This is a genomic window from Paenibacillus pasadenensis, assembly GCF_023715725.1.
GTDB classification, from domain to species: Bacteria; Bacillota; Bacilli; order Paenibacillales; family Paenibacillaceae; genus Paenibacillus_O; species Paenibacillus_O pasadenensis_A.
The window spans coordinates 43,673-63,157 of sequence record NZ_JAMBOT010000012.1; the positions used below are offsets into that span (position 1 = coordinate 43,673).

The following is a 19,485-nucleotide window of genomic DNA, read 5'->3' on the forward strand; positions in this document are numbered from 1 at the left end:
TGTCCTCCCCCGTAAGCCCCGTTAAGGCTGTTTTTCGGTTGTCCAAATCCTCACCAGTACATCCCGAATGGTCATGCTCTCCAAATGCTGAAGCATTTTATGCTCGGTATCCGAAAAAATATCGTCCATGACTGCCGCCATTCGGCAAGCGATCATACACTCCCCCTGCTCATTTCCCGAGCACCATGAGGGTTTAATAGAACCGATTGAGGTTGCGCGATAAATATCGGCAAGCGTTGCCTCCTCAGGTTCGCAGCCTAGCTGGTAACCCCCGCCAATTCCTTCTTTTGTCGCGATATATCCTTTTTTGCGAAGCAAACTCATTACTTTTCGAATCCGCGACGGATGGGTGTTCACGTTGCATGCAATCGCATCGCTCGTCGCCATCCGATCCGGCCTGCTGGCTAGATATACAAGACTGTGGACGGCAACCGTAAACTCGCTGTTCATGCGCACGCCCCCTTTCTCTGTCGTCGTACTGTGATTATAATGGTTACAGTTGTGGGAGTCAATCATTCAGCTTTTAATATAAAAGAACCTCCACCGCCTTTCAGGCGACAGAGGTTCTTATCTAATTCGTTAGTGGCTTCCCACAGCAGAAGATCCGTCTACAGCTGGCTTAGGAGCATCCGTCGTTACGTCCGCGCTGACCAGACGATACACACGGGCTTCGTAAGGCTTGAGCGTCAAATCGCCGATTGTTTCCTCCGCATCCGTTAAATAGTTCGTCAGGAGCAGCTCGGTAATGCGTCCGGCTATTACGTCGGCCAGTCCTGCCGAAGCATCGTAGGAGCTAAGATTGGCCAGAACAAGCAGCTTATCGTTGCCATAAGTTCTTGTATAAGCATAAATTTGGTGATGATGCTCCAGCACAAGATCATACGCGCCGTAGATCGCCGCTTGATTTTCCGCACGCAGGCGAATTAACCGTTTATAGTGGTTGTAAATGGAGTCCGGATCCTCCATAGCTTGTTGCACGTTGATATGCGTGTAGTTCGGATTGACTTTAAGCCATGGCGTACCGGTCGTAAAGCCGGCGTTCTCCTCAGCACTCCACTGCATCGGTGTGCGTGAGTTGTCGCGACCTGTTTTCCAGATGACGCGCATGACGTCCTCATGGCTCTTGCCGTTTTTCGTTTCGTAACGGTACATATTTTTAATTGCAACGTCGTTGTAATCTTCAATGGACGGGAACTGCACGTTGGTCATGCCCAGCTCCTGCCCTTGATAGATAAACGGCGTTCCTTGCATGAGGAAGAACATCGTCGCTAGCGATTTTGCCGACTCTTTCCAATACAGGCCGTCATCGCCCCATGTGGATACCGAGCGTGGCTGATCGTGGTTTTCCAGGAAAAGCGCGTTCCAGCCGCGGCTTTCCAGACCTTTTTGCCAGCGGGTCAGGGTTGATTTAAGGGAGTGCAAATCCAGACCGCCCTCCGGGCTCCTGTTCCACAACCCGAGATGCTCGAATTGGAAAATCATATTAAAAGCGCCCTTTTGCTCGTCGACCCATGCCTCGGAATCGCCGACCGATACGCCGTTAGCTTCGCCGACTGTTACCGCTTCCGGGTATTTGCTCAGCGTTTCGTTCTTCAGCTCGGCCAGAAAATCGTGAATACCTTCACGGTTCATATGGCCGTCAAAGCTTGGCACGTAAGCAAGACCGTGCGGATTATGCATATCCGGGAAACCCGGCACTTTTTTGATGTGGGAGATTGCATCAACGCGGAAACCATCGATGCCTTTGTCCAGCCACCAGTTAATCATGTCATACAGCTCGTGGCGCACAGCAGGATTTTCCCAGTTCAGATCCGGCTGCCTGCGGGAGAAAATGTGCATGAAGTGCTGTCCCGTTTTATCATCGTACTCCCATGCGGGTCCGCCAAAAATGCTTTCCCAGTTGTTCGGCTCTGCTCCAGTATACGGATTCGGATCACGCCAGATGTAATAGTCCCTTTTGGCGCTGTCCTTGCCGGAACGAGACTCAATGAACCAAGGATGCTCATCCGAGGTGTGATTAATGACCAAATCAAGAATCAGCTTCATGCCGCGGGCATGTACCTCCTCCAGCAGCCGGTCAAAATCCTCCATCGTGCCGAATTCACCCATAATGTCCTGGTAATCCGAAATATCGTAACCGTTATCGTCATTAGGAGATTTGTAGATTGGACAGATCCAGATCAGGTTGATACCCAGTCCCTTCAAATAATCCAGCTTAGAAATAATGCCCGGAATATCCCCGATTCCGTCTCCATTGCTATCCATAAACGAACGCGGATAAATTTGGTAAGCGGTTGCTTCCTTCCACCAGCGAATCGATGTGTTCAATGTAATCACCCTTTGCTTAAACTTATCTGGCCGAAAGGAGAAACGTGACGGTTTCAGCTGTCGCCAAAGGTTGTACAAACGTTTGCGCATCATTGTTCATCATCATAGCATATTCTACAGCCTGTGGCATGTGAATTTTCGACTCTAGTAGCATTTAGTATGGTCCAAAAAGCTAGAGTTAAACCCTTTGCCGCTGCTTCAATTTCGGAGTATGGGGAAGACGATAAAGCGTTATTATCAAATATGCTGAAAATGACAAAAAGGACACTCCGGGAGTGTCCTTTTTGTGGGATTGGTTATTAGGATGGAGGCCAAGGGATAGGAGGACCTACAGGTGGAACTATAGGAGGGCCTACAGGAGGACCTACAGGAGGAATACCTGGACCACCTGGTGGTAAGGAGATTCCTTCTTTAAAGAATTGTTTTGTAGTCGTAATAGGGGTTCCGTTTAGATCCTTTACGCCTGAAATCCACAAATTAAGAAGTGCACCAGGAGCTAGCCCCTCATATTCTGAACCCAGTTCAAGCTTCACTTGATTGTCCGAAAGAAGCGAAACCTCTAAAATTGGTATGACTATAGGCGCCCATGGGTTCATGGTTGGAGCATTAAGAATGTAATTTCCTTTAACTAAAACCGTGCTTTCATCAAGGGAATTGTTAAATGTAATAACTACTCCATTGATCGTGTCGTAAGTCACTTCTGTAACAGTCAAACTAGGGTAGACCGTATAAATTTCCGTCATAACTTCGCTGGAAATTCCATCCTTTACAGCAATCGCCTTTACCGTCGTGTCCGCAACGATAACGATTGAGTTGTTGGTGTACACCGAATCAGTAACACTTGGCTCTGATCCATCAAGTGTATAATAAACCGATGCGCCGACTGTTTCAGTAGTAAGCGAAATTACTGTTCCCAATACGACTTGACCGCTAGGAGGATTTGCTACCGGCTTTGCAACTGTTTCCGGCGTTGGTGTTGGTGTTGGTGTCGCCGTCGGTGTCGGCGTCGGAGTCACTTCCGGCGTCGACGTAGGATACGTCCAAGGCGGCAGCGTCGGTGCTACCGTTGGTGTCGGCGTTGGTGTTGGCGTTGCCGAAGGGGTAGGAGTCGGTGTTGGCGAAGCTTGAATTTCTTTATAAACTTCCTTCGCCTCATACGCTCCGACAACAAGCAGATCCCGCGTAGCATTCGATTTTCCGCCGAATTTGCCGTCAGCGCCGTTGCTCAACAGCTTTAGTTCAAGAGCAAGGGCAACATAGCCCTTTGCCCAGTCTGATACGGTGTTATCTTTGACGCCCGGTGTTTCTTCGGCTTTATCTTTTTGACCAAGGCCGCGGACCAAAAAGGTCGCAAGCTGCTCCTTCGTCACCTTGCCCGCAGGATTAAATGTTCCTTCACCATAACCCTCGGTAATGCCTGCTTTTTTGACAGCCTCGATAAAAGGCAGCGCGTAACCGTTCGCCTTGTCATCGGCTTGAACGTCTTTAAAGCTGGACGTTTTAAGCGAAGAATCCACTTCCAAACCAAAAATAAGCGCCGCTACCTTGGCAAATTGCGCACGGTTCATTTCTTCCTTCAGCCCAAAGTTGCCTTCTGCTACGCCGTTGAATACACCAGCCGAAATAAGCGCGTCAAACTTCGCTTTGGTCGCCGCGTCCAAATCCTTCAGATCTTTGAAGTCTGCAGACGTTTTTGGCGTCGAGCTCGCTGCATAAGCCGAGCTTCCGGATAAGACCAGAAGTACAGCCATGAACATAACGAACCATCTTTTTTTCATCAACTTGTATCTCCCCTTTCTTCTTTCACGAATTAACTTCCAACGAATTCTATCGACAACCTATTTTAAAGATTGAAGAGCGTTACGCGCTATGAATAAAAATAGATTAGACAGTCGCTGTGTAAACAAAAAGAGCTGCCATCGCAGCTCTCTCATTATTAAGGCTCCAGCAGCCCATACTTTTCTTTTATCCGGTCCAGCTTTTCCAGCATGGGCCTCGCAAGTATGAATAGGAAAAATACCGTCGCCACAGCATGAACGAAATCAAACCAAAATCCGGAGGCAAAAGCAGCAGTCAACGCCTGCAGGTTTAACTGAGGTGTAACCATCAATACTGAGCTTACGTTCATAATGCTTCCGTAAATAACGATCGCAGCAGCTCCGCCAAAAAGGCATAAGGACCACTTGCTCCTTTTCAGCCACCCTTTGCGAAATAAAGCTCCTGCCAAAAACCCAATTATGCCAAATCCGAACATCTGCCACGGCGTCCACGGCCCTTGCCCAAAAAAGAAATTGGATACCAACGCTGTAGCAGCACCGACGAGAAACCCCGCCTCAGCTCCAAAGCTGACTCCGGCAACGATCACAATAGCCAGAACCGGTTTGAACTGCGGCAGCATAAAAAAGGCGGACCGTCCTGCCACAGCTATTGCAGTGAGCACCGCAATGACGACCAGCTCCCGCGCCTGTGGCTTGCGCCCCTCGAATACAATTGCAAACGGAATAAACGTATAGAGCAGTAAAAGCAGGCTGATAAAATAATATTTTCGGTCGTCCAAGAAGAATACGCCCATCAGAATCGTAGCCGGGATAACGATCAGAATCAGTAACGCAGCCGTTAAGGTACGTTTACCAAGGCGACGTCGGCTCACATTTTCCGGCTGTTTAAGCATCGCTGGACCACTCCTTCTACCGTTACTGCATCCCGCCATAAATGACGCGCCATCCGATTCGCCGAAGTGGTGTAAAAGCTGTTTCCGGAAAAAAAGCTCTCTGCGCTGCCAGAGGAAACAACGGCTCCGTCAAAAAACATGGAGCAAACCTCCCCGTATTTAGCGCAAAACTCAACGTCATGGGAAACCATCAGGATGGTCACGCCTTGAGCGTTCAGCTTCTGCAAAAAGAGTCCCAGCTTTTCTTTAAAAAAGCCGTCCAGCCCTTTGGTCGGTTCGTCCAGAATGAGGATGGAAGGCTCCAACAGCAGTACTTTGGCCAGCGCAGCCCGCTGCTGCTCCCCTCCGCTCAGATCATACGGATGTTTGGCCAGCAGCGGCTCCAGCTCCGCAAACACGGTTACGTCTTGTACCTTTAGTTTCTGCTGCTCATGAGACAATCCTGAATCGGACAGGATGTCATACAAATCAAGCTCTACCGTCTTTTTGACAAACAAGGCTTGCGGATTTTGCGGAAGAACGCCTAGAAATTTCCGGAACAAATCGGACGTCTTCATTGATGACGGCTGACGGCCCTCCAGCAGCACTTTCCCCCGATATGGACGGACGATTCCAGCCAAAAGCGACAGCGCAGTTGATTTTCCCGTGCCGTTGCCCCCTACGATACAATGGAACTCACCTTTGGGCACTCGAATCGACAAGTCCTTAATGATATCAGGGCCAGTTTTCTCATATTTAAACCAGACGTCTCTAAATTCGATTGCTATAGGGCGATCAGCTGCAACCAGGTCCTCCTCGATTTCCATAGCCGGCTCAACTGCACCATTACTAAAATGATTCAGCAGCCACTGCCGTCCTTCCTTTACGGTCAGCGGAAGCTGCTGGGAGAAGATCGCGCCTGTTTCTACCGATGTGTAAATTCTCATAGGCGCAGGCATTGAGGCATACATGGGATGTCCGAGCTCATGCAGCTTTCTCCCGGAAATTTGCGGCGTGTCGTCTGCAATAATACACCCGTCGTCCATTACGACCAGCCGGTCGCTTAAAGGCAAAACCTCCTCCAGACGATGCTCCGTCATGATGACGGTTGTGCCTAGCTCGCGGTTAATTTTACCCACTGTTGCCAGGAAATCCGCTGCGGCAATGGGATCCAGCTGCGACGTCGGTTCGTCCAAAATGAGCACAGACGGGTGCATCGCCATAACCGAAGCCAGCGCGAGCAGCTGTTTCTGTCCGCCGGACAGCTCCGTAACGGATCGGTGAAACCATGTCTGTATGCCGAAAAAACTGGCCATCTCCGCCACGCGCAGCCGAATCGTCCCCACATTGAGGCCCAGGCTCTCCAAGCCAAACGCCAGCTCATGCCATACTTTGTCGGTTACGATGCTGTTGTCGGGATGCTGCAGCACAAATCCGATTTCGGCAGCCTGAGTTCTGTGACCGACCTCGCCAAGCGGTTTTCCGTTGTATTCAATGAAGCCGCTGCGGGTCCCGTGAGGCGCAAGAACCGGCTTGAGCTGCCGGAGCAGAGTGCTTTTGCCGCTGCCTGACTTGCCGATTACCGTTACAAATTCTCCGCTCGATATCGTCAAATTGATCGATGACAACGCCTTTTTCTCCTGCCCCGGAAAAGCGAAGCTTAAGCCTTGGATTCGATAAATCTCCATTTCACTTCCTCCATTAGTTGAAGCATTACGGGCAGCAAACATACGATGAAATACGCCCCGTACACTGCGGCTCCGAACGGCGAGTATCCTTTTACGGCAATGGACGGAAAAAAGCGGATTGAGTTGCTCCCCCATGCAGCTCCAGCCAGAACAACCGCCGCCAGTGCCGTTAAAATCGCCAGGACAATAATATCTCTCCGGTCAAAACGATAGATCGAAAAGCTTGTCCGCTTCGGCAGACCATATCCCCTTGCTTTCATGGAGTCCGCCGTCTCAATCGCATTTTCAAACGCCCAGGTGGTCAAAATCGATACCATTCGCAATCCGCCGCGCGCTTTCTGAATGAAATTGCCTTGTGTCACATCTCTTCCGATGCAGCGCTGCGCCTGGGAAATAACCGACAGCTGATGCCGGTATCGCGGCACAAAACGAAGCGTCATCGAGAGGATGAGCGACAGCGCCGGCATCACTTTGCCGAACAAATAGATTAATTTATCCGAGGTCATCACTTTGTTAAAGCAGGAAAACCAGATGATGACGGTCACATACATGCAAGCTGCTGCCACTCCATAAACAATCGATTCTTTGGTTACGTGATTCCCGTTCGGAAGATAGAACAGAATGGTCGCCCCCGCGTGGTTAAACAGCGGATTAAACGCGGCCAACACAAGCAGCAGCGGCAGCATGTAGATTAGATTGAATAAAATAGCTTTCCGGCCGTTCAGCACGACGGAGTAGGATAAAGCGCCAATAAGCGAAATTGCCAGCGACAGCGGATGCATGAACGCCATTGAACATCCGATGACGAGAGCAAAATAGGCCAGATTTACGAACGGATGAAATCCCGCAAAGCTGTCGCGTCTCAACGCTCCCCCTCCGATGACGCCTGTTCAGCTCCAACATCCCGCCCCAGATCACAGGTATAAACCCACTCGATCCGATCCCCGTTTTTAAGCTCGTAGCGGCTTGATCCGTAATTCGGAAATTCTCCGTTTACTTTATACATCCAGCCGCTCAATTCCCCGCAATCGAACTCGTAGATGTTATGAATGCCTTCAATATAGTTGCTGTTATATATGGGAGACATCTCAAATTCCAGATGAATCTTGCTGCGTTTCATCTCACGAAGCAGTACGTCAAATACGCTCTCACCTTTTTTAAAGGTAACCTTTTGTGCGGAGTAGATGATCCCGTCCTTAGGAACAAGCTCCAGCTTATCCTCGTTAAAATGGTCCAGATTGTCCAAAATAGCCACAGCGGTGACGGACAGCGCCGCTGTTAACTGCGTTTCCGCTGAGCCTTTTCCCGAAGGTTTTGGATTATCCGGCTTAGGAGTCGATTTGCTGCCGCTGCCAGCGCCCGTGTTAGCTTTTTTTGGGGGAGGAGTGACGGTTGGCGTGGTTGAATCTGATGAGGCTTTGCCTGGGTGCTGAGCGTTCTTTTTCTCCCCGGACGGCTGCGGATTTCCTTTGCCTGGGGGAGGCGATTGCTTCTGCTCTTTCTGACCAGAGCTGTTCGTTGCCGCAGGAGACGGATCAGAAGCCGTTCTGCCTGGAGTAACGGAAGGCGCACTCTTCTGTTCAGAAGTAGATTCTGGAGAAACCGTTGCAGTAGGTCCTGGCGTAATCTCCTTACTGGCAGCTAGTTCGGACTTCCCTCCGGCCGGTTGACCGCTCCTCGGACCGCCGCTGCCATCAAAGAAAAAAGCCGCCGCCAGCAAAACTGCGATTCCAAACAGAGCAATCCATTTTTTTACCGACATCTTCATTTGATCACCTCCATAAACGAAAAGCAGAGCGGAAGCTCCGCTCCGCCTTTATCAGCCGGATCGACTGAAACGTCTGCCGTTAATTGCCGGTCATATCGTACAATCTCGTTTTGCCGCTAATTAAACGATCAAAAGCGACCATCGCGTACATCGCCTGATCTGTAGCCATTCCATCGACATTGCCGGGTTTTGCGCCGCCGTTATCCTTGCCGCCTGGCTTGATATGATAAAAGCCTCCGCCAGACGCCGCAAAGCTGAGAAGCGCGCTAACCGCAGAATCCCCGTTTTTAACGAACCGGGAGTCCGTATGCGGGTTAATGCCTATACTTGCCAAAGCAACGATGACCTGCGAGACACTCTCCGAATTCGCCGCATTGCGGCTGGCGAAACCGCCGTCCGCCTGCTGAACGGATGATAGCCAGGAAACCGCGCTTTCAACGGCGGCTTGAACATTCGGATTCATGCGGTAATATGGCGCCAGACTTTGAATCGCCATTGCCGTTACATCCGGGTCAGCCTCGGACGGATTAACGCCGAGCGCCCAGCCGCCTCCCGCAAGCTTCCGGTTCAAAATAAAGTCCACCAGCTGCGCTCTAGTCGTCTGGTTTTTTACATTAGGAACAGACGAAATGTCGTACTGCTTGCTGTCGAGCGCGATAAGCGCAAAGATCGGTCCGTTAATGCCCTGTTTGGTTAAGGCGTCAAAATCGGCGAGCTTTTCCAGCAGGTTATAGCCCGCAACGTTTTTCACGTCACGGCCGATTGCCGTCAGCGCAACAATTGCCCGGCTGTATTCCGTATACTTCACGCTGTGAAGTACACCGGAGCTTTCTTTTAACTCCTTTTCCATGTTGGCATAGTAACGGTCAAAATAAGCCTGCGGAACTTCAGCGCCGGAGCGCGCCAGCCCGAATACTGTCCACTCCCCGCCAAGCGTCGAGACCGAAGGGTTTGGAACCGTTTCTTGCAAATAACTTGCGCTTAAGGAAAGCTGTTCTTTGATCGTTTTATTTATTTCGGGCTCAGCCGGCTTCTCTGGAGCAGAGGCTTTATAATTGATGGCCCGGATGGCGACGACCGCCGCCATCTCGCGCGTTACGCTGCCGGACGGATCAAACGCTCCGCCGTATCCCGTCATTAGACCAAGCGCTACGCTGGTTTGAACCGCAGCCTTTGCCCAAGATGCAACCCGATTCAAATCTTTAATCACAGGCGGATTCACAGCCGATTGTGCGTCAAGCGCGCGAACGATCATCGCTGCTATCTGCTCCCGGGTTATCGTATCGTTCGGGTTAAAATTCGACTGGTACCCGGTAATGATGCCAGCCCGGTGCGCGGCATAAACGTAAGGCGCAAACCATGCGTCGCGCGGCACGTCTGTGAATATTCCGCTTCCGTCAGCCCCCGAATCGGTGTTTAAACCAAGTCCAACTGCCATCAGCTTGGCGAATTCAGCTCTTGTAACGCTTGTTTTAGGACTAAGCTTGCCGCCGCTGCCTTGCACGATGTTTTGGCCAACCGCTTTTTTCATCGCGTCCAGCGCCCATGACGAAATATGGCTTGCATCCGAATAGGATTGTCCAAGATCAAGCTCCGGGCTGGAGTCTTCATTGCTGGCCGCACGAACGTTATAGGTTACAAAAGAGGTAAAATGATTGGTGCGAATAACAAGGTCATTGCCAGAAATAAAAGCGTAGGTGATTTTTCCGGCTCCGTTGTTCGCCTGAAGAGCGCTGGCCTCAGATTCGTACATCTGGATTGGCGTGAACTGCCCGCCTTCGATGAAGCCGGCAAGCTGGCCCTTCCCTCCCTTGATCGTAAGTGTCACGGGACGATCGAACAGGAAGGAGCTCATTTCAGCGCCCATTACAAAAGCGTGCTGGATTTTATCCAGAGCTTCATTTTTTGAAATATTTCTTTGAATGAGCTGATTCAGCTCTGCACTCTTCGTATCCAAAGCCGTGAAAAGCTCGATGCTGTCATTTCCAGTCGTAACCTTTGTCCCTGGCTCAACGCTGAAAACAAGATTCCCTTTGTTAGCGGTCAGCTGCGGCAGTCCGTCCCTGACATCGCCGACATGAACGCTTACTTTTCGTGCGTCAACCGGGATGTTGAGCGTAAACCGTTCCGTTCCCTGTGCTGGCTTGGACAGGTGCAAAACATAGTCTTGCTGGATTGGCACATCAATCATTTTGTCAGTAACAGACGGTCCAGTGCCAGATTCAGGTTGTCCCGGTGGCGTGCCGCCCGGACCCGGTCCGTTCGGATATTGTCCCAAGTCGGCTCCAAGGTTCAGAGTGTAGCGCCAGGCAACAATGTCTCCTGGTTTCAGTGCGTATTCCCCGGCGCTGTAATCGGGATATACGCCATTAACGGAATACATCCAACCGCTTTCCTCACCCCGGTCAAATTCGCTCAACCCATCAATTCCTTGAACATACAGACTGCCGCCAGAACCACTCCATTGAACTTTCCCCGGCAGCGCGCGGTTTAACAGGGAGAATGCCGTATCACCTGCCTGAAGCTCGGTTTTGGTGGATGGAAGAATTGTGCCCTTTAAAATGTCACCCGTAACGGATAACGTTGCATACTCGGTTACCGGTTCGCCGCCATTTCCAGGAGGGTTAACCGGCGGTTGCTCCGGGCCTTCTCCTCCTCCTGGAGGGTCAACCGGCGGCTGCTCTGGGCCTTCCCCACCTCCTGGAGGATCAACCGGCGGCTGCTCCGGGCCTTCCCCACCTCCTGGAGGATCAACCGGCGGCTGCTCTGGGCCTTCCCCACCTCCCGGAGGATCAACCGACAGTTTTTCCGCTACCCGAAGCTGCTGCTGAGCCGGAATTAGGCTAGGCGCTTTATCCGCCTGATAGCCGGTTACTTCCATTGTATAATCGCCAGCTGCAACTATACCGCTGTTAAACAAAGCTTCACCGTTTGCATAGGTGTCCATCGTAACGGTGCCGATTTTCACCTGGACGCCTGCCGCAGGCACAGAGGCTGGCGCGCTTCCGCCATTCGGTGACGAAAGAGCACGAACCGTCACTTTGAACGGCTCTCCAGCTTTAGGCTCGGCAGGAGTTACTTGAATCGAATCTATAGGCAGCGTGTCCGCGCCAGCATAATAAACAACGATTTTATCGTTTGCTCTCAGTTGGTTTACGCCAATAGCTGCAGTCGGGAATACCCAAGCGCCATCGCGATAGATGATATATTTCCAGCCATCCGAGCCGCCGTATGTACCAGCGTTAATTCCATTCAAAGATGAAACAAATTTACCGGACGACGAATTGGATACAGTGAACGGAATTCCAGCTGTGTTGAGCATTCCCTCTACTGTATCGAGCGCATAAAACCCAATTGATTCTCCTGAAGCGACCTGACCTTCCGGTCCCTCTATCTGAACAGTAACGGCTTGCGTTTGGCGTTCTCCAAAATCGTACAGACGCTGTTGTTTTCCTTCTTTAAAAGCAGCGTAAGCCACGAGAGCCTGAATCGCTTGCTCCGTTGCCATTGAGTTCGGGCCGCCGGTCAGCTTGCTCAAAAACGATCCATTGGCATGCCGATACTTGAGTAAATTTTGCAAAAGGTTCACGCCATTTTTCGTAAACCGTACATCAGTCGGATCGATTCCGGCAGAGGTTAAACCGATAATGGCCTGTGACACACTTTCGCTTGAGGTTGAGCCCCAAGCGGTATAACCGCCTGCCTGGGTTTGATTGGCGGAAAGCCAACTCGCTATTTTCCCAATTGCAGCTTCAACCTCAGGCTGTGCTGAATACGGCGCAAGTGAAATGAGCGCCATCGCCGTTATGTCTGGATCGCTGGTCCCGGTTCCTAACGCTAACCCTCCGTCTGCTACAGGTTTGTTCTGTCTTTCAATTAGCTTTTGAACCAGCTTTTGGCGGTTCCACTCTGCGTTTTCCGGCACCAGGTAGCTACCGCTATCGAGCGCAATTAAGGCGTATATAAAATTATTTGTCGTAGCATTTTGTATCCCCGTATGGTTATACAAACGTTCAATTAAATTAAATCCGGCAAACTTGGAAGCATCCTGGCCTGCGGCTGTGAGAGCAAGCGATATTCGCGCGTAATCGGTTGCGGCATTATAGGTTCCATTTTTTGAAATGAGCTGTCCTTGAAGACCGGACAAATAACTCTGAGGAACCGGTTTTTCCGCTGTAGAAAGAGCAACGGCCTGCCAATCGCCGACTCCTCCAAGACCAAGCGTCCATGCCGCAGCCCCTTCAATCGCCGCCTTAACCTCCGCAAGCAACGGATCATTAATTCCTTGCTGTAAATCTGACGTTGAAACGGACGCTCTTATCGATTCACTACTGGCAAAAACTTGCCCCAACGAGGAGAAAAGCATAGCAAGCGAGAGAAACAGAGATAGAATTGCTTTTACCGTTACCTTCTTTGTTGAAACTTTCATAAGTACCCTCTTTCTGTCTTCGTGTCCGAAATAAAACAAAAAAACCGCCCTGAAAAAGGGCGGTTTGAACAAACAGCGGCGCGCGCTGAAAGTATTCGAAATTACACACTACCAAAATTAGAACCATGCACAACTGCATGCGCATGCTCTCCCTTTCAATTCTCACCCCCCGAAGAATTAAGAAGATTTCACGTTAAGGCAGGTCTCCTGGCTCATGAGTCAACGCTTCTCTACCCTTCCCAGTTTCAACTTTCAACCAGTGGCGTTCTAGAGTCGCTCGTCAATTACAGTGGCGGGACCGCGCCGGATTTTAACCGGACTTCCCTTTTAAGCAGATTTGCATGCCGAGTAGCAAAATAACAAACCTGCACCTTAACGGATTTAATTATTAAATTGTCCAGTACATCATAACGGCTATCCAATAGGTTGTCTATGACATTTGCCAATGGTTAAGAGTACGACCTGCAATGCAAATTAAAAACCAGAACCCTTGAGCTTCAAAAGGTTCCGGTCTTTGGTTATCATTTAGCTGGCTTCCTCTTCTTTCTAATGCTAAGAGCGATTAAAACACTCGTTACAATAAAAGCAGTTATACCAATAATGGTACCAGTTATGGAAGGAATAGCTTTTTTATCGACACTTTTATCTGGCAGCATCAATTTCTTTTCTTTCCAATAAGCCAGCTCTTCCTTCGCTTCAGCGACAGGCCTCGTCGGGGAACATAACGGATTTATCCATTTTTCATTTTCCCGTTTCAAAAAAACCAAATATTCTTTTCCGATTGAGCCAGACTCAATCAGCCTTCCCCAACTGGGATCCTCGTCAATCGTAATTGTACGCTCCCGAACGCCCTTATAGCTTTGTTTAACCGTCAGTTTCACTTTTCTGCTGCTTTCATTTTTGAAAATAAAATTACTGTCGATTTTTTCCACCACACCAACAATAATGCCGTCATATTTCTGGTATGCTCTTTCCTTGGATGGGATCTCTTCGCAGGACAGGGCATAAACCTGAGAAGATGGGAACGTCGAAAAAAATACCAGGAACATAGTCAGCAATAGTACTAGTTTTTTCATAAAATCCCCCTTTTTTGTAAGGGACGGATTTATTATAGAATAAGTTGCTGATTATGCATGAACTTGTTCCTCTGTTGTCTTTTTCAGTTTGGAAGCAAGCGGGATCCTCACTTCCCGCACCCATTCATAACATTTATACACGCCGTAACTTTGCAGAAGAATCATGACGGGAATCAAATCCAGACGGTATCGTGTTTGAATCTCAATAATCAAATGCGCCCCTGCGTACATCAAAAGTAATGATACGTAAAACAAATGATCTCCATAATTTCGGGATCTCCACAATGCGATCATGGCAACTAAACCAAACATGGAAATGAGAACGTATATTGGGCTTTCCCACTTTTTCAACAGTCTTTCCAGCTTCCCTTTGTCAAGCCCCTGTAGGCTCCAGAAGGCGGACGAGTCCGGGGCTCCCCACATGGCTACTAGCTTTTTCCCCATTAATAACACTACCTCAGGTTTGTGCTCCAAACGCTCCTTAATTCTAGCCAGCTCAGCCTGATGCCGCTCATCGCCAAATGAATATTGGTTCGCATATCGTGCATCATCCAAATTCCAGCCGCCAATCGTTTCCGCATTCAATCCGACCATAAATTTCCAGTATTTATCGCCGCCAAACAAAGAGTTGCTCGTTACGCCTGATGAAATAAGCGAAAAGCTGACCAAATGCTGCACCAAATAAAAAACAGCAATGACCCCCGCCAGTCTGGAGGCCGCGGCTATCCCTTGTTTCTTAGGGGATGTCCTCCACTGTCCCCAAAGAATGGGTACAAAAAACAATACGATTGCGGCTAGATAGACGATCCCGATTGGACGCATCAGATTACCGACGCTGAACGCGAATCCTGCGAATAAACCGATTAGGATGGAATGAGGCCTTTTTAACAGCAGAAAGCAGCCCAATAAAAAGAAAAATATGGAAATATGCTGATTTGTCAACACGGAACACATGATAATATTAGGTATATAAAATAGATAAATCAGCATGGCGATTCTTCCGCAAGTTTCATTAAACGCTTTTGAGGCGGAGTAATAGAGAATGACTGCACTTCCAACGCTGAACAGGATATTCAGAAATTTGAGCACAAATATCGAGTTTCCAAATAATTTAATGATCAATGCCTCGTACATTGTAAAGCCAAACTGGTAAGGAAAACTCGTAAAGTAGGCGGAATTTCCGAAGGAAAAGTCACCTGAAACAGCCATTAAAGCCGCGTTGTACATCAAGAGAAAGTCCGATTCCGGCTTTGTCGGGTTCCAAATGATCCAGGTCATTCGTACGGCGAAGCCGAGCGAGATAAATACGATTAGAAATATTTTGGGACTAATCCTACGGCATGTCCAATGAACCAACAGCAGGACAACGCAGCAGGCGGCACCAAGTGCAGCTATCGCCTTCCAAACCGTTTCGAAAGTAAAGGTTAAATTGACAAAGGAAGAAATCATTAAGGTCAGAAAAAAAACTCCGCCGACTGCGGAGAGAATCCGGTTCGAAAACAGCATATTTACTCCTTTGTTTCAAAAATGATTTTAATATTCCAATCAAATTACATCCAGACCGCTTTGTTGATTATACTGGTATATCTTTGAAAATAAAATGTTTTTTAATAATTTGTTTAAATTCGTTCAACATCAAGGCTCTGCTAGTATGTCAGGAAATGAAAAAAGACTGGAGAAAGTTTGGGTATAAACCCAAGCAATTTCCAGTCTTTATGCTAATTTTTCATTAAATTCAAGGATTCAACATCTACTCTATTAACAAAATTTATCTGACCTTTTCTGCGATTATCTTGAGAAGCACAGTCACAGCCTCTATCCGTGTTGTTTTGGCGTCTGGATTGAATATGTTTGCACCGTTACCTTCAACGATTCCAATCTTTTTCATGGCTGCGACGGCATCTTTCGCCCACGTTGGGATGTCCTTGTCATCCTTGAAGCCGATCGAGGCGTTCGTTTCCATGGATAATTCTGCAGCATTAGCGATCGCTACCGCCATTTCGGCGCGGGTAATCGCTGAGTTCGGACGGAAAGTCCCGTCGGCGTACCCTTTCATATAGCCCGCTTGAACAGCTTGCGCGACCAAGCTTTTTGCCCATGGTCCGATGTTCGCCGCATCATTAAAGAATAGTTCCGTTCCTGTTCCCTGCGGTTTGAATGCATTAATCAGCATCGCTGCGAATTCCGCGCGTGTCACGGTGTGATTCGGCTTAAATGTTCCGTCGGCGTATCCTTTAATAAGGCCAATGTTTACCGCTTGCTTGATGTTTGCCTCTCCCCAGTGTCCGGCAATGTCGCTGAAGCGCGTCTCCGACTCCGGATTTTTAGTCGGTTCATCATCGGATTGATCTACTGCGAATACAGCAAACTTCGTAAAATAATCGACCGTCACGCTAATATTATTCCCACTCACCTTACCGCCATTTACCTTTATCCAGCTTTTCTTTACTTCGTCATAGTAAAAAACAGCCGGCGTTTGATCGCTCTTCAACTTCGCGGAGTCAAACCTAAAAGTTATCATAATCGGGCTCAAAAAATTTCCCGTGAAGTTTTTCAGAAGCTCGAACACCTTACTGACTGGAACTTCATCATTCGCAAGCAGCTTCTGTGTGTCCGTCACCTTCTCAATCGTAATTGTAGCGTCTCTGCCTGTAGCAAGGGCTGGGATCGTGGCCATGATCTCATCGTCCAAACTAACCTGGCCTGCCTTACCAGCCGGAAGCGTAAGCTTGCCATTCATCGACTTTAAAATTATGTCACTTGGTATCACTGGACCGTCGAATCCACTTGGCGTTCTGACTTCCACCGTCACGGTATAAGTCACTTTGCTGATGCCATCCTGTGCGGTTACGATTACCTTGCTGCCCGTCCTCAAAGTCGTCGCCTCGGTTGTTCCGTCGGCATCGTACACCTTAAACGTTGCTCCCTCGGCCAAGGTAATCGCTGCCTTCAGCTCCGCTAGCGTTGTTCCGTTTGGAATGTTCGTTATCGTCTCATTCGCCGTTCCGCCCGCGCTCACCGTTCCGATCGTTGAACTCAGAGTGGCGTCTTGGCTTAACGCCGCATTTACCGTCACGGTATAAGTCACTTTTGTCGTTCCGTCCTGTGCGGTTACGATTACCTTGCTGCCCGTCGTCAAGGTCGTCGCCTCGGTTGTTCCGTCGGCATCGTACACCTTAAACGTTGCTCCCTCGGCCAGGGTAATCGCTGCCTTCAGCTCCGCTAGCGTTGTTCCGTTTGGAATGTTCGTTATCGTCTCATTCGCCGTTCCGCCCGCGCTTACCGTTCCGATTGCTGAGGCAAGACTTGTGTCACTGCTTAGTTGTGCATGAATCATTGCATTGGCCCAATCAGCATTATCATATGCTGAGCCATCTCCCCCGTCAGTTACAACTAGTAAAAGAAAATTAACTCCTGTGATATCGACATCAATCGTCTTTGCAGGAGTATTAGCAGTCATATGTCCGCTGTCCCACAATTTCTTGCCATCCCCATGTACTTCAAACACTACCGAACCATTATTTACGCTATCATCTATTCCAACAACTGATGTGAATTTCGCGTAGCGCCCATCTAATATATAAATTATTTTGCATGGAGAATTAGTGCCCAACCCTTTAACATAATTAATCCCATCCAACTTAATCGTTGTTCCATCATTGGAACCTGATCCGCCAACTGTCATATCTTTTTCTATTGGCCCCCAGGCATGGCTTGAATAACTCCACTCCAAATCGCTAAGATAATGTGTGGGAGCAAACGGAATATTGCTATCTGATAACTTAGGATATACCATTACCGATGTGCTTCCACTAAGCTCTCGCGTATTCCCTGCCTCAATAAACTGTGCAGTTGCACTTAGTTGAGCGTTGATAAAAGAGGAAGCGGCTGTCGGCGTAATAATCCATTCAATCGTAACTGTTTCGCCTACCTCTATAACCTCAAATGTATTACTCGACGCCGCTTCCGCTATCCAGCCTGCAGGGAGCTGAATATTAGCTGTTACATCGCGAATAGGGACGAGACCGTCATTTTTCAATACGGATGTAAGCTGAACCGGGTCTTCAGATATAACAACTGGATTTGTTGAGAGAGAGATATCCAAAGATCCGATGGCTTCATCAATAGTTGTTGGAGTAACTTTAAGCAAAGCTGCACCATGCGATGGAACTACAACAGAGTAACGATCAGAAAAAGTGCCGATATTAGAACGTGTCCATAGATTTCGAACGTTATTTAGTTGAGGCAGTTGAACATCTGAAAAATCAAAGGATATTTTGGTTTCTTGTGCCGTCCGATTGAACAGCGCGATATATTTCTCTCCGTTCCCTGCATCCGAGACCCACTTGGTAATATTGTTCTGGTCGTAAAAGGCGCGCTGATTATCGCCTGTCTGGTTGACAGCCAGAACCTCAGGATTGGTTAGGACGTCAAGGGTGAAATCGTCGTTCGACAGTGCCCTCGGGTCGCCGCCCATGATAAGCGGAGAGCGGGCTATGGCATGCAGCGTCATTGACGTGTATATTTCATCTTTGGTTAACAGGCTCTGCCTGATCTCTCCCCAAGTGCTGCTTCGTATCTTACCAAAGGGAAGCATGTCCAAATCTATCCATGCGCCTTCGCCAGCATAGCTCGCGAATTTTTTGGCAGGATCAAACTGCTTGTTGGTATCGTTCCAGTTGTCCCATACATCACCGGTGGAGCGGAACAGGTCCATGTTTTGGAGGATCGTTTGCACCTGATCTTCTGAAACACTATCTCCCGGCGATCCGCTGATGATGATGTCGCTGCCCACATTTTCCCTCGCTTGGCTGTAGGCTTTGATGTCATTCAGGTGAAAGGGGCTGGTGAGGTCATCGATCTTCACGTAATCGACTCCCCAGGACTCCCACAGCTCAAAAAGTGAATCGTAATACGCCTGCGACTCATCGGGGTAATCCGCCCAATTCAGTCCATAGTTGTCATCGTTCCAATAGCAGACATCGGACGTATTCGTAATATCCTTCGCCGTAGAGCTCGTCCCTTTGATCGCAACATCCGCTGCATAGGCCGCTCGGGGAATCCCACGCATCGCATAAATACCCAGCTTAAGGCCGAGGCTGTGGACATAGTCCGCCAGAGGCTTCAATCCGGCGCCGCCTGCAGCTGAAGGAAACCTTGTAACGCCTGGAATCGGCCGCCCGTATTCGTCAATATGTATGGCGCCTCGGCCTTCATTGGTCCACCAGCCGCCATCCAGATTAACATTGATATACCCGCTGTCCTTCAAATTGGCGGCCATATAGTCCGCTATCTCCTTTACATTGGCCTCGTTCAATTCTTCATTATCGAAGAAGGTATCAAACGAGTTCCACCCCATCGGCGGGGTCTGGGGTTCCCCACTGGTATACGAGGCATTCACGGGCTGGGTAAAGCCTAACAGGTTCACTGTCACCAGGGTGACCGCCAACAACAAGGTTACAATTCTTTTACCGCTTTTTCTATTGTACACAACAATTCCCTCCTCATTTGTTCGATGACGCCCTGCCAGTACATAGATTACGTGT

11 protein-coding genes and 1 riboswitch are annotated in these 19,485 nt (G+C 49.0%); all 11 genes read right to left on the bottom strand.

Translation table 11 applies throughout. The features are described from left to right. Positions 1–21: 21 nt before the first annotated feature. The 11 genes from M3223_RS20210 to M3223_RS20260 all read right to left on the bottom strand — a co-directional run bounded on the left by M3223_RS20210 (position 22) and on the right by M3223_RS20260 (position 19,430). Positions 22–450 (bottom strand): RrF2 family transcriptional regulator, encoded by a 429-nt coding sequence (locus M3223_RS20210; protein ID WP_251564999.1) that lies wholly within the window; start codon positions 448–450, stop codon positions 22–24. 129 nt (positions 451–579) lie between these two features. Next, positions 580–2,421, bottom strand: coding sequence for a glycoside hydrolase family 13 protein (locus M3223_RS20215; RefSeq protein WP_435368034.1), 1,842 nt, complete (start codon positions 2,419–2,421; stop codon positions 580–582). A gap of 206 nt (positions 2,422–2,627) precedes the next feature. Next, positions 2,628–4,106 carry an S-layer homology domain-containing protein gene (locus tag M3223_RS20220; protein ID WP_251565000.1) on the bottom strand — a complete coding sequence of 493 codons (1,479 nt, stop codon included), beginning with the start codon at positions 4,104–4,106 and terminating at the stop codon, positions 2,628–2,630. Between the two features lie 158 nt (positions 4,107–4,264). Further along, a complete protein-coding gene (locus tag M3223_RS20225) occupies positions 4,265–4,999 on the bottom strand; it encodes an ECF transporter S component (RefSeq protein WP_251565002.1) in 735 nt (244 codons plus the stop codon). After that, positions 4,975–6,666, bottom strand: a complete 1,692-nt coding sequence (locus M3223_RS20230) for an ABC transporter ATP-binding protein (protein ID WP_251565004.1) — start codon at positions 6,664–6,666, stop codon at positions 4,975–4,977. Before M3223_RS20230 ends, M3223_RS20225 begins: the two co-directional genes overlap by 25 nt. Beyond that, positions 6,639–7,532 (bottom strand): energy-coupling factor transporter transmembrane component T, encoded by an 894-nt coding sequence (locus M3223_RS20235; protein WP_251565006.1) that lies wholly within the window; start codon positions 7,530–7,532, stop codon positions 6,639–6,641. Before M3223_RS20235 ends, M3223_RS20230 begins: the two co-directional genes overlap by 28 nt. Beyond that, positions 7,529–8,434: a DUF4430 domain-containing protein gene (locus M3223_RS20240; RefSeq protein ID WP_251565008.1), complete on the bottom strand. Its 906-nt coding sequence runs from the start codon at positions 8,432–8,434 to the stop codon at positions 7,529–7,531. Before M3223_RS20240 ends, M3223_RS20235 begins: the two co-directional genes overlap by 4 nt. Before the next feature lie 79 nt (positions 8,435–8,513). After that, on the bottom strand, positions 8,514–12,863 hold the full coding sequence (locus M3223_RS20245) for an S-layer homology domain-containing protein (RefSeq protein ID WP_251565010.1): 4,350 nt from the start codon (positions 12,861–12,863) through the stop codon (positions 8,514–8,516). A gap of 180 nt (positions 12,864–13,043) precedes the next feature. Then, a riboswitch (cobalamin riboswitch) is annotated at positions 13,044–13,253 on the bottom strand. A 131-nt stretch (positions 13,254–13,384) separates the two neighbouring features. Beyond that, a complete protein-coding gene (locus tag M3223_RS20250; RefSeq protein ID WP_251565012.1) occupies positions 13,385–13,939 on the bottom strand; it encodes a hypothetical protein in 555 nt (184 codons plus the stop codon). A 51-nt stretch (positions 13,940–13,990) separates the two neighbouring features. Continuing rightward, complete coding sequence (locus M3223_RS20255; RefSeq protein ID WP_251565013.1) at positions 13,991–15,217, bottom strand: glycosyltransferase family 39 protein; 1,227 nt, start codon at positions 15,215–15,217, stop codon at positions 13,991–13,993. A gap of 490 nt (positions 15,218–15,707) precedes the next feature. Then, positions 15,708–19,430, bottom strand: coding sequence for an NPCBM/NEW2 domain-containing protein (locus M3223_RS20260; RefSeq protein ID WP_251565015.1), 3,723 nt, complete (start codon positions 19,428–19,430; stop codon positions 15,708–15,710). Positions 19,431–19,485: the final 55 nt, after the last annotated feature.

Excerpts from the sequence above, each read along its gene's own strand:
- M3223_RS20215 (WP_435368034.1), bottom strand. The coding sequence starts at position 2,421 with ATGATGCGCAAACGTTTGTACAACCTTTGGCGACAGCTGAAACCGTCA.
- M3223_RS20255 (WP_251565013.1), bottom strand. The coding sequence starts at position 15,217 with ATGACCTGGATCATTTGGAACCCGACAAAGCCGGAATCGGACTTTCTC.
- M3223_RS20220 (WP_251565000.1), bottom strand. The coding sequence starts at position 4,106 with ATGAAAAAAAGATGGTTCGTTATGTTCATGGCTGTACTTCTGGTCTTA.
- M3223_RS20210 (WP_251564999.1), bottom strand. The coding sequence starts at position 450 with ATGAACAGCGAGTTTACGGTTGCCGTCCACAGTCTTGTATATCTAGCC.
- M3223_RS20240 (WP_251565008.1), bottom strand. The coding sequence starts at position 8,434 with ATGAAGATGTCGGTAAAAAAATGGATTGCTCTGTTTGGAATCGCAGTT.
- M3223_RS20230 (WP_251565004.1), bottom strand. The coding sequence starts at position 6,666 with ATGGAGATTTATCGAATCCAAGGCTTAAGCTTCGCTTTTCCGGGGCAG.
- M3223_RS20225 (WP_251565002.1), bottom strand. The coding sequence starts at position 4,999 with ATGCTTAAACAGCCGGAAAATGTGAGCCGACGTCGCCTTGGTAAACGT.
- M3223_RS20250 (WP_251565012.1), bottom strand. The coding sequence starts at position 13,939 with ATGAAAAAACTAGTACTATTGCTGACTATGTTCCTGGTATTTTTTTCG.
- M3223_RS20245 (WP_251565010.1), bottom strand. The coding sequence starts at position 12,863 with ATGAAAGTTTCAACAAAGAAGGTAACGGTAAAAGCAATTCTATCTCTG.